The organism is Microbacterium sp. NPDC007973 (assembly GCF_042958465.1).
Classification (GTDB): Bacteria; Actinomycetota; Actinomycetes; order Actinomycetales; family Microbacteriaceae; genus Microbacterium; species Microbacterium galbum.
The window spans coordinates 454,133-469,596 of record NZ_JBIBJJ010000003.1; the positions used below are offsets into that span (position 1 = coordinate 454,133).

At 71.5% G+C, this 15,464-nt stretch carries 12 protein-coding genes; 3 read left to right on the forward strand and 9 right to left on the reverse strand.

The window, feature by feature from the left end:
* The 6 genes from ACFZA2_RS11200 to gatC all read right to left on the reverse strand — a co-directional run bounded on the left by ACFZA2_RS11200 (position 1) and on the right by gatC (position 5,782).
* Positions 1-594, reverse strand: coding sequence for a hypothetical protein (locus ACFZA2_RS11200; RefSeq protein WP_391404528.1), 594 nt, complete (start codon positions 592-594; stop codon positions 1-3).
* Positions 569-889 carry a hypothetical protein gene (locus ACFZA2_RS11205; protein WP_076675934.1) on the reverse strand — a complete coding sequence of 107 codons (321 nt, stop codon included), beginning with the start codon at positions 887-889 and terminating at the stop codon, positions 569-571. The genes ACFZA2_RS11200 and ACFZA2_RS11205 overlap by 26 nt, the downstream gene beginning before the upstream one ends.
* Before the next feature lie 80 nt (positions 890-969).
* Positions 970-2,226 (reverse strand): DNA polymerase IV, encoded by a 1,257-nt coding sequence (locus ACFZA2_RS11210; RefSeq protein ID WP_391404531.1) that lies wholly within the window; start codon positions 2,224-2,226, stop codon positions 970-972.
* Positions 2,227-2,451: 225 nt separating this feature from the next.
* Positions 2,452-3,966, reverse strand: a complete 1,515-nt coding sequence (gatB, locus tag ACFZA2_RS11215; RefSeq protein WP_391404534.1) for an Asp-tRNA(Asn)/Glu-tRNA(Gln) amidotransferase subunit GatB — start codon at positions 3,964-3,966, stop codon at positions 2,452-2,454.
* Positions 3,966-5,486, reverse strand: coding sequence for an Asp-tRNA(Asn)/Glu-tRNA(Gln) amidotransferase subunit GatA (gene gatA / locus ACFZA2_RS11220; RefSeq protein WP_391404537.1), 1,521 nt, complete (start codon positions 5,484-5,486; stop codon positions 3,966-3,968). The genes gatB and gatA overlap by 1 nt, the downstream gene beginning before the upstream one ends.
* Positions 5,483-5,782: an Asp-tRNA(Asn)/Glu-tRNA(Gln) amidotransferase subunit GatC gene (gene gatC, locus ACFZA2_RS11225; RefSeq protein ID WP_056230955.1), complete on the reverse strand. Its 300-nt coding sequence runs from the start codon at positions 5,780-5,782 to the stop codon at positions 5,483-5,485. The genes gatA and gatC overlap by 4 nt, the downstream gene beginning before the upstream one ends.
* Before the next feature lie 82 nt (positions 5,783-5,864).
* On the opposite strand from gatC, the gene ACFZA2_RS11230 reads away from it, so the two are divergent.
* The gene (locus ACFZA2_RS11230) at positions 5,865-7,544 is read left to right on the forward strand and encodes a long-chain-fatty-acid--CoA ligase (protein WP_391404540.1); all 1,680 of its coding nucleotides are present in this window, start codon (positions 5,865-5,867) and stop codon (positions 7,542-7,544) included.
* 169 nt (positions 7,545-7,713) lie between these two features.
* Complete coding sequence (locus ACFZA2_RS11235) at positions 7,714-8,214, forward strand: hypothetical protein (RefSeq protein WP_391404541.1); 501 nt, start codon at positions 7,714-7,716, stop codon at positions 8,212-8,214.
* Between the two features lie 161 nt (positions 8,215-8,375).
* On the opposite strand, the gene ligA is transcribed toward ACFZA2_RS11235, so the two are convergent.
* The 3 genes from ligA to ACFZA2_RS11250 all read right to left on the reverse strand — a co-directional run bounded on the left by ligA (position 8,376) and on the right by ACFZA2_RS11250 (position 13,179).
* The gene (ligA, locus tag ACFZA2_RS11240) at positions 8,376-10,814 is read right to left on the reverse strand and encodes an NAD-dependent DNA ligase LigA (protein WP_391404545.1); all 2,439 of its coding nucleotides are present in this window, start codon (positions 10,812-10,814) and stop codon (positions 8,376-8,378) included.
* Between the two features lie 64 nt (positions 10,815-10,878).
* Positions 10,879-11,976, reverse strand: coding sequence for a tRNA 2-thiouridine(34) synthase MnmA (mnmA, locus tag ACFZA2_RS11245; RefSeq protein WP_391404548.1), 1,098 nt, complete (start codon positions 11,974-11,976; stop codon positions 10,879-10,881).
* A 9-nt stretch (positions 11,977-11,985) separates the two neighbouring features.
* A complete protein-coding gene (locus tag ACFZA2_RS11250) occupies positions 11,986-13,179 on the reverse strand; it encodes a cysteine desulfurase family protein (protein WP_391404551.1) in 1,194 nt (397 codons plus the stop codon).
* Positions 13,180-13,226: 47 nt separating this feature from the next.
* Between ACFZA2_RS11250 and glgX the strand changes: the two genes are divergently transcribed.
* Positions 13,227-15,326 (forward strand): glycogen debranching protein GlgX, encoded by a 2,100-nt coding sequence (gene glgX, locus ACFZA2_RS11255; protein WP_391404554.1) that lies wholly within the window; start codon positions 13,227-13,229, stop codon positions 15,324-15,326.
* Positions 15,327-15,464: the final 138 nt, after the last annotated feature.

The window sequence follows — 15,464 nt, forward strand, 5'->3', positions numbered from 1 at the left end:
TCAGGGGATGCGTACGCGCACGTCGGCACGCTCAGCCAGGCTGTGGGCGTCGAGGTGGGCGTCCTCTTGGAGCGCCCAGCGCCGCCAGTGCGGGCGATAGGTGTCGCCGTCGCGCGCGAGCGCGCGGTGCCGGCGCGAGTCGGTCGGCGCCTCCACCCAGACCGAGACGTCCGCCAGCCGCGCGACCTCGGGGGTGAGGATGCCCGCCCCCTCGACGACCAGCGGAAGCGAGGGGTCCACCGCGTACGCCTCGGCGCGCGTCCCGGCCTCCCAATCCCACCGTTCCCAGACGCCGAGCAGTCCACGGGCATGGGGCAGCAGGATCACCTCCCGGGCGTAGTCCACGCCCTCGGCGAGTCCGTCCCACCCCGGATAGACGTCGTCGAGCGCGACGAGCTGCACGCGCCCGCGACCGGGCCACGCCGACACCAGCCGCCGTGCGAGCGAGCTCTTGCCGGCGCCGCTGCGTCCGTCGATGACGACGGCCGGGTTCGGTGCGCCGACCGCCGTGATGCGCGCCGAGACCGCGGCCACCGCCGCGGCGAGGGCCTCGTCGACCGGGTCCGTGTTACTTCTTGAGGGCGCGGATGACACGGCTGAGCGCGCGACCGGCGACCCACACGAACGGGATGCCGACGGCGAGCAGCGACACGAGGTTCGGGTCGAACCGCAGGTCGTCGCCGCGGCGGATGTAGGCGCCGAGCGGGAGGGTGTAGCCGCCTCCCCCGCCTCCACCGTTGCCCTGCTCGTCCGAGCCGCCGCCGTACCCCGCCCAGGTGAGTGCGACGGGGACGATGCGAACGCCGTCCACGTCCTGCTGCTCCCCGTACGCGGAGGTGACGCCGAAGCTGGTGGCCTGCTTGCCGAGTTCCAATGCGATGTTGGGCATGCCCCCACCGTAGCGGCCCGCCTCGCCGGGCCACAGGGCGTTGCGCGCCGTCACGGCTCGTGCGAGGGTCTCGCTCGTCGTCAGTGGTCGTACGACGGCCGCGGGTTCGTCGGCAGGGCGCCGCCCCCTCGCGACGGTCCCAGCAACGACCCACGGGTGACGGCTCCGCGGCCGAACCGCGCAGCCGCGCCGTCGAGGGCGCCCTCGACCCGTCGCCATTCGGCGTCGTCGTCCCAGAGCGTCGCGGCCATGGCCGCCGGCTTGAGCTTCTCGCCACGCACCCCCACCAGCCGGACGGCCTGGCGGCGGTCGATCGAGTCGAACAGGTCGATCGCCGCGTCGCCGATGCGTTGTCCGACCGAGGTGGGCTCGGGCAGCGTGCGCGAGCGGCTCAACGTGGTGAAGTCGGAGAAGCGGACTTTGATCGAGATCGTCGCGGCTTCGTACTGCTGCATCCGCAGGCGCGCTCCGACCCGGTCGGCGAGGCGGCGCAGCTCCACGTGGAGCGTGCGCGTGTCGGAGATGTCGGTGTGGAACGTCTCTTCGTGGCCGACGCTCTTCTCGGACCGACCCGTGTGCACTTCGCGTGCGTCGATCCCGCGCGACAGGTGCCAGATGCGCTCCCCCATCGCCGCCCCCAGAACCTGATCGAGCGCGTGCCGCGGTGTGTCGAGGATGTCGGAGATGAGACGGATGCCGCGGGCCTCCAGAGCCTCGGCGGCCTTGGGCCCCACTCCCCAGAGGGCGCGGACGGACCGCGGCCGCAGGAACGCCTCCGTGTCGGCGGCCGCCACGACGAGCAGGCCGTCGGGCTTGGAGATGGTGGAGGCCATCTTGGCGACGTGCTTGGTGGCCGCGACGCCGATGCTGCACGTGAGACCGGTCTCCGCGAGCACGCGGGCTCGCAGGTCGCGCGCGATCGTGCCCGGACTCCCCCACAGCCGACGCGCCCCGCGCACGTCGAGGAACGCCTCGTCGATCGAGAGCGGTTCGACCAGCGGAGTGACGTCGTGGAAGATCGCCATCACCTGCCGCGACATCTCTGTGTAGCGGTGGTACGGCGGGTTGACCACGATCGCGGTGGGGCACAGGCGCAGTGCGATCGCCACCGGCATGGCGGACTTCACGCCGTAGCGGCGTGCCTCGTACGAGGCGCTCGAGACGACGCCGCGCCCCTCGGAACCGCCGATGATCAGGGGCTTGCCCGCGAGCGACGGATCGTCGAGCACGGCCACCGACGCGAAGAAGGCATCCATGTCGACGTGCAGGATGCCCGTGCCCGTGTCGTCGGCGTCGGGTCGCGAGACGATGCGCCCCGTGCCGTCTCCGCGTCCCATGGGATCCATTGTCCCCCGGACCTCCGACATCGAGGTCGGCGCGGGCGACGACCCCTTGAGTCAGCGATCCGCCTACGGCGATCTGCCCCTGCTCCGTCGCGTTTCCGCGGCTCGGCTGACCGAGGGCGGGTGGACGATCCCCCGTCGGCACCCCGCGGACCGCCCCCGCGAACGACGGATGCCACGGCCCCACCCGAGCGAGGGTGAGCCGTGGCATCCGGTGTCTTACTGCGCGGCGCGCTCCAGCACGAGCTCGCGCACGCGCGCGGCATCGGCCTGGCCCTTCATGGCCTTCATGACCGCCCCGATGACGGCGCCGGCGGCCTGCACCTTGCCGTCGCGGATCTTCGCGAGCACGTCCGGCTGGGCGGCGAGGGCGTCGTCGATCGCGGCGATGAGCGCCCCGTCGTCGGAGACCACGGCGAGGCCTCGGGCGTCGACGACCTCCTGCGGGGTGCCCTCTCCGGCGATGACGCCCTCGAGCACCCCACGCGCGAGCTTGTCGGTGAGCGTTCCCTGATCGACGAGCTTCTGCAGCGCGGCGACGTTCGCGGGCGACACGAGGTCGGCGGCGTCGCGCTCCTGTGCATTGGCGACGCGCGTGATCTCGCCCGTCCACCATTTGCGCGCCGAGGCGGGGGCGGCGCCCGCGGCGATCGTGTCGGCGACCGCGTCGAGCAGCCCGCCGTTCGCGACGTCCTGGAACTCCAGGTCAGTGAAGCCCCACTCGGCCTTGAGGCGACGACGGCGAGCGGCCGGGGGCTCCGGCAGCGCGGCGCGCAGTTCCTCGATCAGCTCGGGCGCGGGCACGACCGGCAGCAGGTCGGGCTCGGGGAAGTAGCGGTAGTCGTCGGCATCCGACTTGGGGCGACCGGGAGAGGTGCGACCGGTGTCTTCGTGCCAGTGGCGCGTCTCCTGCGTGATCGTCCCGCCCTTGGCGAGGATCGCGGCCTGACGCTGGATCTCGTACCGCACCGCGCGCTCGACCGAGCGCATGGAGTTGACGTTCTTCGTCTCGGTGCGTGTGCCCAGCTTCTCCTGCCCGCGGGGGCGCAGCGAGACGTTCGCGTCGCAGCGGAGGTTTCCGCGCTCCAGCCGCGCCTCCGAGATGCCGAGACCGCGGACGATGTCGCGGATCGTCGCGACGTACGCCTTGGCGAGGGCCGGAGCGGAGTGCTCCGCGCCGAAGATCGGCTTCGTGACGATCTCGACGAGCGGCACACCCGCGCGGTTGTAGTCGACGAGCGAGTACTCGGCGCCCTGGATGCGACCGGTCGCGCCACCCATGTGGGTGAGCTTGCCGGCATCCTCTTCCATGTGGGCTCGCTCGATCGGCACGGTGACGAGGGTGCCGTCTTCGAGCTCGACCTCGACCGAGCCTTCGAAGGCGATCGGCTCGTCGTACTGCGAGATCTGATAGTTCTTGCCGAGGTCGGGGTAGAAGTAGTTCTTCCGCGCGAACCGGCTCGAGGGCGCGATCGAGCAGCCGAGGGCGAGACCCAGGCTGATCGAGGAGCGGATCGCCTCGGCGTTGACCACGGGCAGTGCACCCGGCAGGCCCATGTCGACCGGGGCGACGAGCGTGTTGGGCTCGGCTCCGTGGTGGGCCTCGTTCGCCGGGTTCGGCGCCGCCGAGAACATCTTGGTCGCCGTGTTCAGCTCGACGTGCACCTCGAAGCCGAGGACGGGCTCGAACAGCTCGAGCGCCTCGTCGAAGTCCATGAGTGCGTCTTTGGCCATCAGAGGGACGCTCCGTTCGTGAGAGAAGGGGCTTTGTCGAGCAGCGGTCCGCCCCACTGATCGACCAGCAGCGCCTCGAGCGCGGCACCGACGCGGTATAGACGCGCGTCCTCGCGGGCGGGGGCGAGGAACTGGATGCCGACGGGCAGCCCGTCGTCGTCCGCCAGGCCGCTCGGGATCGAGATGCCCGGGACGCCGGCGAGGTTCGCCGGGATCGTGGTCACGTCGTTGAGGTACATCTGCAGCGGGTCGTCGAGCTTCTCTCCCAGGCGGAACGCCGTGGTGGGAGCCGACGGAGTCGCGATGACGTCGACCTGTGCGAAGGCGGCGTCGAAGTCCTGCTGGATGAGCGTGCGCACCTTCTGGGCGCTGCCGTAGTACGCGTCGTAGTAACCCGCCGACAGCGCGTACGTGCCGAGGATGATGCGGCGCTTGACCTCAGGACCGAACCCGGCATCGCGCGTCGCGGCCATGACGTTCTCGACCGTGGGGGTGCCCTGCGGCGTGACTCGCAGACCGAAGCGCACCGAGTCGAACTTGGCGAGGTTGCTCGACGCCTCCGCGGGGAGGATCAGGTAGTACGCCGCGACGCCGTACTCGAAGTGCGGGGCGCTGATCTCGACGATCTCGGCCCCCTGGGCCTGCATGGCCGCCAGCGACGCGCGGAACGAGTCCGACACGCCCTTCTGGAAGCCACGGTCGTCGAGCTCGCGGATGACGCCGACCTTCAGGCCCTTGAGAACCTCCCCCGTCGCGCCTTCACGCGCCGCGGCGGCGAACGACGGCCAGGCGTCGGAGAGCGAGGTCGAGTCGTTCGGGTCGTGCCCGCCGATGACGTCGTGCAGCAGGCCCGCATCGAGGACGGTGCGCGTGACCGGACCCACCTGGTCGAGGCTGGATGCCAGGGCGATCGCGCCGTAGCGGCTGACCCCGCCGTACGTGGGCTTGACGCCCACCGTGCCGGTGACGTGCGCGGGCTGACGGATCGAGCCGCCGGTGTCGGAGCCGAGGGCCAGGGGCGCCTCGAACGCGGCGACGGCCGCCGCCGACCCGCCGCCGGAGCCTCCGGGGATGCGATCGAGGTCCCAGGGGTTGCGGGTGGGACCGTAGGCCGAGAACTCCGTCGAGGAGCCCATCGCGAATTCATCCATGTTCGTCTTGCCGAGGGGCACGAGGCCGGCCGCACGGGAGCGCGCGACGACCGTGGCGTCGTAGGGCGACATGTAGCCCTCGAGGATCTTCGATCCGCTCGTGGAGGGCATGTCGGTGGTGACGAGCACGTCCTTGACGGCGAGCGGCACACCGGCGAGCTCGTGGAGCTGCTCGCCCGCGGCGCGGCGGCGATCGATGTCGGCGGCGACCTCGAGCGCGTGATCGCTCACGTGCAGGAAGGCGTGGACGTCGCCGTCGACGGCGGCGATGCGGTCGAGGTGCGCCTGCGTGGCTTCGACGCTCGACACCTCGGACGAGGCGAGTTTGGCGGCCAGGTCGGCCGCGGTCAGGCGAGTGAGGTCGGTCACTGCTCTTCTCCCAGGATCGCGGTCACACGGAAACGGCCGTCGGCCTGGTCGGGGGCGTTCTGGAGCACCTGCTCGCGCGTGAGCTGCTGCTGCACGACGTCGGGGCGGAAGACGTTCTCGAGCGGGATCGGGTGGCTCGTCGCGACGACCTCGGGGGTCGCCACCTCGGACACCTTCGCGATGTTGTCGACGATGGCATCCAGCTGGCCGGTGAGGCTCTGGACCTCCTCGTCGCTCAACTGGATCCGGGCGAGCACACCGAGATGGCGCACGAGATCAGGAGTGATTTCAGACACCCCCCGAGTCTAGTTCGCAGACGGTCTCCTCCCCGTCGCGCGCCGCCTGGCTCCCACCGCAATGCCGCCCTAGGCTGGCCGGGTGACGAGCTTCGATCCGCCGCGACCCTGGACCTCGAGCTATGCCGCGGGGGTGCCCGAAGACCTGGAAGCGCAGACGGGGTCGCTCCTCGACATCGTCGACGCCTCCACGCGCGACTACCCCGACGCCCCGGCCCTGCAGTTCTTCGGACGCGAGACCACCTACGCCGAGATGTCGGAGCAGATCGCGCGCGCCGCGGCGGCCCTCGCCGCGCACGGTGTGCGTGCGGGGGACCCGGTGGCGCTCGTACTGCCCAACTGCCCGCAGCACATCGTCGCGTTCTACGCCGTGCTGCGGCTCGGAGCGGTCGTGGTCGAGCACAATCCGCTCTACACCGCCCGGGAGCTGCGCAAGCAGTTCGAGGACCACGGGGCGAAGCACGCGATCGTGTGGAGCAAGGTCGTGGCGACCGTGCAGGAGTTCCCGGCCGATCTGCGCCTGGACACCCTCATCTCGGTGGACGTGACCCGGGCGATGCCATGGACGACGCGTCTCGCGCTGCGTCTGCCGGTCGCGAGGGCCCGCGAATCCCGCGCAGCTCTGCACGCCGCCACCAAAGGCGCAGTGGACTGGGACGACGTCGTGCGCCACGCACCTCTGCCCGCCTCGCATCCGCGCCCGGTCACGTCCGACCTCGCCATCATCCAGTACACGAGCGGCACCACGGGCACGCCCAAGGGCGCCATGCTCACCCACGCCAACCTGCTGGCCAATGCCGCGCAGGCGCGGGCCTGGGTCCCGCAGATCGTACGGGGAGAGGGATGCGTCGTCTACGCGGTGCTGCCGATGTTCCACGCCTACGGCCTCACTCTCTGCCTCACCTTCGCGATGTCGATGGGCGCCCGGCTCGTGCTCTTCCCGAAGTTCGAGGCCGACCTCGTGCTCGCCGTGACGAAGAAGCATCCGGCGACCTTTCTGCCGCTCGTTCCCCCCATCGCCGAGCGGTTGATGGCCGCGGCCCGGGAGCGGGGCGTGTCGCTCGCCGGCACCGACGTGGCCATCTCCGGCGCCATGGCGCTGCCGCACGAGCTGGTCGTCCCCTTCGAGGAGGCCACGGGCGGATACCTGGTCGAGGGGTACGGGCTGAGCGAGTGCTCCCCCGTGCTCATGGCCAACCCCGTCGCCGACAACCGTGTCGCGGGGACGGTCGGACTCCCGCTGCCGGGAACCGAGTGCCGGGTCGTCGACCCCGACGACCCGCGGACCGACGTCGAGCGCGGCGAGCTCCTCGTGCGCGGACCGCAGGTGTTCTCGGGCTACTACGGCAAGCCGGAGGAGACCGACGCGGTGTTCGTCGACGGCTGGTTCCGCACCGGCGACATCGTCACGATCGACGAGGGCGGCTTCGTCCGCATCGTCGACCGCATCAAGGAGCTCATCATCACCGGCGGGTTCAACGTCGCTCCCACCGAGGTCGAGAACGTGCTGCGTCAGCACCCCGGCGTCGCCGACGTCGCCGTCGTGGGCCTGCCGAGCGAGCACTCGGGCGAGGAGGTCGTCGCGGCCGTCGTGCCGACCGTCGCCGGCGAACTCGACGTCGAAGCGGTCCGGGCGTTCGCGCGCGGCATCCTGACGCCGTACAAGGTGCCCCGTCGCATCGTGATCGTCGACGACCTGCCGCGCTCGCTCATCGGCAAAGTCCTGCGCCGTCAGGTGCGGGAGACGCTGCTGGCGGACTGAGGGGGCGCCGCGGGGCTGCCCGGCGACCGGCTTCGGCGCGCTACCGTCCGAGGGGATGCGACCCGCTCCGCGCAAGGGGGTAGCCGGATCCGTGCCGATGATCGCGGCTTCGCTACCGTGGGGCGACGGGCCGATCCCTGACCCGGCCGTGACCTTTGGGGGGACTCACATGATCATCAAACGTGCCTCGTTCGCCGCCGTCGCCGCGACCGCTCTGCTTCTGGCGGGGTGTTCCGGGGGCGGATCCTCGGATGCCGACTCCACCGCGCAGGAGAGCTCGGCGCCGAGCAGCGTCGCCTCGAGCTCCGCCCCGACGCCGTCGCAGGCATCGGTCGCGCCGGCCGGAGACCAGTCGAAGCAGGACGCCTGCCAGATCATCATCACGTCGTTCAACGACGTCACCTCCGCCAGTGGCGACATCGACACGTCGGATCCCCAGGCTGCGGTCACCCGCTTCAAGGAGCTCGCGAGCAAGGTGAAGGGCGACTTCTCGCAGATCACGAACGCGGAGATCGCCCCCGCGGCACAGAACGCCACTCAGACCCTCGACCAGTACGTCGCGTTCCTCGAGGGGGTCATGGCCGACCCGAGCAAAGCGAGTGGGCTGGGTGAGCAGATCACCGCACTGCAGGAGAGCTTCACACAGGCCGGCACGGCCTGCGCCGGCTGACGGGCAGCAACCGGAAGGGCGGGGCTGCGGTCCCGCGAGCCGGAAGGGCGGGGCTGCGGTCCCGCGAGCCGGAAGGGCGGGGCCGCGGTCCCGCGAGCCGGAAGGGCGGGGCTGCGGTCCCGCAAAGGGTAAGGGCGGGGCTTCGGCCCCGCCCTTACCCGTCATTCGGTCGGCGCCTCCGCGTCACCCTCCGACCCCGCGCCGTCGAGCGCGGCGGGCCCCTGCTCGACCAGGATCTTGAACTGCGCCGCGTCGAGGATGCGCAGCCCCAACTCCTCGGCCTTGGCGAGCTTGGATCCGGCACCCGGGCCGGCGGCGACGAAGTCCGTCTTCTTCGACACGCTCGACGCGGCCTTGCCACCCGCCGAGATGATCGCTTCTTGAGCTCCTTCGCGCGTGTAGCCGTCGAGAGAACCGGTCGCGACCACGGTGACGCCCGCGAGCACGCCCCCCGCCGCGGCGGCGGCCCCAGGGCCCGGGTGGCCGGGGATCGAGAAGCGCACGCCGGCCGCCTGCCAGCGCTCGACGATCTCGCGATGCCAGTCGACCTCGAACCAATCGATCACCGCGTCGGCGATGATGCCGCCGACCCCCTCGACGGCGGCGAGCTCTTCCCGCGTGGCCGCGCGGATGGCGTCCAGCGATCCGAACCACTGCGCGAGGGCGCGAGCGGCGACCGGACCCACGTGACGGATGTTCAGGGAGACGAGCAGGCGCCACAGGTCTTTGGTCTTGGCCTTCTCCAGCTCGGCGAGCAGCTTGGTCGCCTGCTCCGAGGGGCGCACCTCGCGGTAGTCCTTCCGGATGCCACGTCGGCGGCGCTCCGCCGGGTCGAGGTCTTCGGACCCGGGCGGGTAGGTCGCGGGGCCGAGCTTCTGGAACGGTGCGCGTCGCACCAGCTCGCCCGTGTCGGCGTCGACTTTGCGCTCCCCCGTCTCGGAGTCGCGCACGACGACCTCGATGGGCACCAGCTCGTCGACGGTGAGGTCGAACAGCCCGGCCTCGGTGTCGAGCGGCGGGCGCTCGGGAACCTCGGGTTGCGTGAGGGCGGCGGCCGTCACCTCGCCGAGCGCCTCGATGTCGAGGGCACCGCGCGAGCCGATGTGCTCGACGCGACCGCGCACCTGCGCGGGGCACGAACGCGCGTTCGGGCACCGCAGGTCGATGTCGCCCTCTTTCGCCGGCCGCAGCGGCGTGCCGCATTCCGGGCAGTCGGCGGGCATGACGAAGGCCCGCTCGGTGCCGTCGCGCAGCTCGACGACGGGACCGAGCACCTCGGGGATGACGTCGCCCGCCTTGCGCAGCACGACGGTGTCGCCGATGAGCACGCCCTTGACCTTCACGACGTCCTGGTTGTGAAGCGTCGCCTGGCGCACGACGCTGCCGGCCACCTTGGCGGGCTCCATCACGGCGAACGGCGTGGCGCGCCCGGTGCGGCCGACCGACACGACGATGTCGAGCAGCTTCGTGTTGACCTGCTCGGGCGGGTACTTGTACGCGATCGCCCAGCGGGGCGCACGGCTCGTGGCGCCGAGCTCGTCGTGGAGGGCCAGCTCGTCGACCTTGACGACGACACCGTCGATCTCGTGCTCGACGTCATGCCGATGCTCACCGTGATGGGCGACGAAGTCGAGGACGCCGTCGATCGAGGCCTCGACCTTGCTGTACGGCGAGGTCGGCAGGCCCCATCCCTTCAGCAGATCGTAGATCTCGCTCTGCGCCGCCACCGGCGGATCGGGCCAGGCGCCGATTCCGTGCACGTACAGGGCCAGCGAGGCGATACGGGCGAGCCCGGCCTCGAGCTCGAGACCGCTCTTCTTCTCGATCTGCTGCCGCAGCCCGCCGCTCGCCGCGTTGCGCGGATTCGCGAAGGCCGGGAAGCGGCGCGCCGCGGCGAGCTCCGCCTTCTCTTCGTCGAACGCCCGCCCTCCGCGTCGTCCCGCGGAGCGCTCGCGCGCCTCGGCGATCGCGCGCTCCCGGTACTCGCCCTGCAGACGGTTGAGGTTCTCGAACGCGGCGACGGGGATGAACACCTCGCCGCGCACCTCGACGAGGGCCGGATGCCCCTCGCCCGACAGCTCCTGAGGGATGCCGGCCACGCGCAGGGCGTTCTCGGTCACGATCTCGCCGACGCGGCCGTCTCCGCGCGTCGCCGCCGAAGTCAGGACGCCGTTCTCGTAGCGGAGGTTGATCGCGAGCCCGTCGATCTTCAACTCGCTGAGCCACTGCACGGGCCGGCCCGCCGACGCTTGCGTCTTGACCGCCCAATCGCGCAGTTCGTCGGGTGAGAACACGTTGTCGAGACTCAGCATGCGCTCGGCGTGTTCGATCGTCACGAGGTCGGTCGCCTCGGCGGCTCCGACGGACTGCGTCGGACTGTCCTGCCCCTGCAGCTCGGGATAGCGGCGCTCCAGCGCCTCGAGCCGATGCATCCATCCGTCGTACGTCGCATCGTCGACGAGTTCGGCGTCGCGCCCGTAGTACGCGTCGCGCGCGTCGAGCACGCGCTGGGCCAGGTCGGTCCATTCGTCGCGCGCCGCGTCGAGGGGGATGTCGGGGAGCTCAGTCACGGCATCCAGCTTAGGGAGGGCCTCCGACATCGCCGCGGCCCTTGCCGCGCGCCGTTCCACCCTGGGCGCGCACCACCTTGCGACGTCGAACGCGTCAGACCTCGACCGGAACCGCCGACACCGTCCGGTCGATCGTGAACTGACCGATCACGCGCGTCCCGTCGTACAGCACGGCGGTCTGCCCGGGTGCGACACCGTCGAACGGCGTCTCGGGTCGCACGGTCACGACCCCGTCCTCGAGCACGGCGACGGCCGGCACCGGGTCGGCGTGAGCCCGGATCTGCACGTGACAGGCGAAGGTCGACGCCGACGGCGCGCGGCCCGCCCAGGTGAAGCGCTCCCCGGCGATCTCGCTGCAGGCCAGGGCTTCCTTCGGTCCCACCACGACGGTGTTGTTCACCGGGCGCACCTCGAGCACGAACCGGGGCTTCCCATCGGATGCCGGAACCCCCAGCTGCAGTCCGCGTCGCTGCCCCACGGTGAAGGCGTGCGCCCCTTCGTGGGTGCCCACGACGGCGCCCGTGCGGTCGAGGATGTCACCGCGCTCGGCGCCGACCTTGTCGGCGAGCCAGCCGCGCGTGTCGCCGTCGGGGATGAAGCAGATGTCGTGGCTGTCGGGCTTGTGCGCGACGGTGAGTCCCCGGGCCTGGGCCTCCGCACGCACGACCGCCTTCGAGGGGGTCGACCCGAGCGGGAAGTAGGTGTGCGCGAGCTGCTCGGCCGTCAGCACGCCGAGCACGTAGGACTGGTCCTTCGCGGCATCCGAGGCCCGGTGCAGTTCGCGACCCGCCGGAGTGTCGACGAGGGTGGCGTAATGCCCGGTGCACACGGCGTCGAAGCCGAGCTCGATCGCCCGCTCCAGAAGGGCGGCGAACTTGATCTTCTCGTTGCACCGCATGCACGGGTTCGGGGTGCGTCCCGCGCGGTACTCCGACACGAAGTCGTCGATCACGTCGTCGCGGAAGCGCTCCGAGAAGTCCCAGACGTAGAACGGCATCCCTAGCTTGTCGGCCGCGCGACGCGCGTCCATGGCGTCCTCGATCGTGCAGCAGCCGCGGCTCCCGGCGCGAAGAGTCCCGCCGGCCCGCGAGAGCGCCAAGTGCACACCGACCACGTCATGACCGGCCTCCACGGCGCGGGCCGCCGCCACCGCGGAGTCCACGCCTCCGCTCATCGCCGCCAGAACTCGCATCGTCCCAGTCTACGAACGGCCCGCTGAACGGGCGCCGGATGCGCCGGATGCCACGGCCCGCGCGTACGCGTCGGGGAGCCGGGCGAGAACGGACTCGACGTCATCGGCCGTGGAGGTGTGCCCGAGGGTGAAGCGCAGCACCGATCGCGCCGCGCGGTCGTCGTAGCCCAGGGCGAGCACCACGTGCGAGGGCTCGGCCACCCCGGCCTGGCAGGCGGACCCTGTCGAGACCGCGACCCCCGCCATGTCGAGCAGGAACAACAGCGTCTCGCCGGCGGCATCCGGGAACAGCACGTGCGCGTTGCCGGGAAGACGGTCGTGGGGGTCGCCCAGCAGCCGCGCGGCGGGGATGGACTGCAGGATGCCGCTCACCAGACGGTCGCGCAGGGCCGCCAGACGCGCGCTCTCCTGCTCGCGCTCCGCCTCGGCCGCTCGTGCGGCGGCGGCGAAGGCGGCCGCACCCGCGACGTCCTGCGTCCCGGCGCGGAGCCCGCGCTGCTGACCGCCGCCGTGCAGGAGCGGCGTCATCGTGGCGTGCCGCGACACGACGGCGGCGCCCACGCCGACGGGTCCGCCGACCTTGTGCGCCGACGCCGACATCGCGACCAGTCCCCCGCGCGCCGAGCCGGCCCCGCGCCACGCGGAGAAGTCGACCGGGATCTGCCCGAGCGCCGACACCGCGTCGAGGTGCAGGGGAATTCCGGCACCGGATGCCGCTGCCGCCAGGCCCGCGGCATCCTGGATCGTCCCGACCTCGTTGTTGGCCACGAGCGCCGTCGCGAGAGCGGCCCCGGGCAGGGCGGCCGCGAAGGAGTCGCCGTCGATGCGCCCGACCGGGTCGAGCGGCACGGAGCGGACCTCGGCCTCCTGCGACGCCGCGAGCCAGCCGACGACGTCGAGGGTCGCGTGGTGCTCGCCGTCGGGCAGCACCAGGGCACGGGCGCCGGGCTCGCGCGCCCACCAGAGCCCCTTCAGGGCGAGATTCGCCGCTTCCGTGCCACCCGAGGTCAGCACGACCTCGATGCTCTGGCATCCCAGGACCTCGGCGAGACCGTCACGGGCGTCTTCGAGCAGGCGCCGCGCATCCTGACCCGCCCCATGGATCGACGAGGGGTTGCCGAGCACCTCGTGCGCGGCGAGCCAGGCCTCCCGCGCCTCTGCGCGAAGAGGCGTCGTCGCTGCGTGATCGAGGTAGACCCGCATCCGCCACCCTCCCGGCTCCGCCGTCCGTCTTCACTACCCTAAGACGCATGGTCCGACCCGAGACTGCCCTCCCCGCCCGCTCCTCCACCCGACCGAGCCTGCTGACCCCCGCGCTCGACGACCTCGGGGTGCGTCTCGGTCCCGACGGCGGGACGCTGCGCGTGTGGTCGGGCGCCGCCGACGCGATGCAGTTGCTCGTCTTCGACGATGTCGACCTCGACTGGGCCACCGAGACGATCACGATGACTCCCGTGGGCGGGGGCGTGTTCGAGGCGTCGACGCCGCTCCTGCGGCCCGGGGCACGGTACGCGATCCGCGTGGGCGGACCGCACGGACCGGGACACACCTTCAACCCGCAGTCGCTGCTGATCGAGCCGTACTCGCGCGGACTCGTGTCGGGCAGCTTCGGCGATTGGCGCTCGGTCGTGGTCGACGGCTCGTTCGATTGGGGCTCGTCGGCCAAGCCCCGTGTGCCCCTGGACCGCACGGTGATCTACGAGGGGCACGTGAAGGGCCTGACCAAGCGGCATCCCTTCATCCCCCCGGCATTGCACGGCACGTACGCGGGCCTCGCGCACCCCGCGATGATCGACCATCTGCTCTCGCTCGGGGTCACCAGCGTCGAACTGCTGCCCGTGCACGCCTTCGCCACCGAACCGCGCCTGCTGCAGCTCGGACTGTCGAACTACTGGGGCTACAACTCCCTCAACTTCTTCACCCCGCACGCGCCCTACGCCACGGCCGCCAGCCGCGCCGAGGGCCCCGACGCGGTGCTGCGCGAGTTCAAGGGGATGGTCAAGCTCCTGCACGAGGCGGGGCTCGAGGTGCTGCTCGACGTGGTCTACAACCACACCGCCGAAGAGGGCATCGGCGGTCCCCGCACGAGCCTGCGCGGGATCGACAACCGCGCCTACTACCGGCAGACGGCCGAGGGCGTCTACATCGACGAGACCGGATGCGGCAACGCGGTGAACACCTCGACGGATGCCGCGGCCCGGCTCGTCCTGGACTCGCTCCGCTACTGGTCGGAAGACGTGCAGATCGACGGCTTCCGCTTCGACCTGGCGGTGACGCTCGGGCGGGACGCGCATCACTCCTTCACCCCCGATCACCCGCTGCTCACGGCCATCCGCGACGACGAGCGGCTCGCGGACACGAAGCTCATCGCGGAGCCGTGGGACGTCGGCATGGGCGGATGGCAGACCGGCAACTTCGGCCCCGGGTGGCTGGAGTGGAACGACCGGTACCGCGACCGCGTGCGCAACTTCTGGTTGAGCGACATCGACTACGCGCGCCGCGCCGACACCGCCCCGGTCGGCGTGGGCGGGTTCGCCACCCGGCTCGCGGGTTCGTCGAACACGTTCAGCGAGGAGCGCGGCCCGCTCGCGAGCGTCAACTTCGTCACGGCCCATGACGGCTTCACGCTGCGCGATCTCGTGTCGTACGACGTCAAGCACAACCTGGGCAACGGCGAGCAGAACCGCGACGGTGCCGACACCAACCGCTCGTTCAACCACGGTGCCGAGGGCCGCACCGACGACGAGCGCGTCCTCGCCACGCGACGCAAGGCCATGCGCAACCTGATGGGCACCCTGCTGCTGTCCGCCGGGGTCCCCATGATCACGGCCGGAGACGAGATGGGGCGCACGCAGCGCGGCAACAACAACGCCTACTGCCACGACTCCGCCCTGACGTGGTTGTCGTGGGACCTCGCGCCCTGGCAGCGCGACCTGTTCGCCCACACCCAGCGCCTGCTGCAGGTGCGGCGGGAGAACCCCGCCCTGCGCCCCCGCCGCTTCGCCCGGCTCGGGGAGCGGATCCCCTCGGCATCCGTCATGGAGTGGTTCGACGAGCGCGGCGACACGATGTCGAGCGACCGGTGGAACGACCCCGCCCACCGCACGCTGCAGTACCTCGCGACCTCGACGCCCGAGGACGAGGACCCGAATCGCGTGCTCCTCGTGGTGCACGGCACCGAGGCGGACACCGAGATCGTGCTGCCGCGCATCGACGGAGAGCCCGACCTCGCCTACCTCGCCCTGTGGTCCAGTGCCGACGAGACGCCCACGTCCGCCCCGGCGCGGTTCGCCGCGGGAGACGTCGTGCCGGTGACGGGCGCGTCGATGATGCTGTTCCGCGTCGAGTAACCGCAGCGCCCTGTCAAGGCCGCGCGAAACGATGCGGCAACGTCGGTGGCCCGCGGTAGGTTCGGACCGTGGCCACCACGACGACTCCTTCGCCCGAGCTGCCCTGGCGCAGCGCCGCCTCGATTCCCGTGCGTCCGG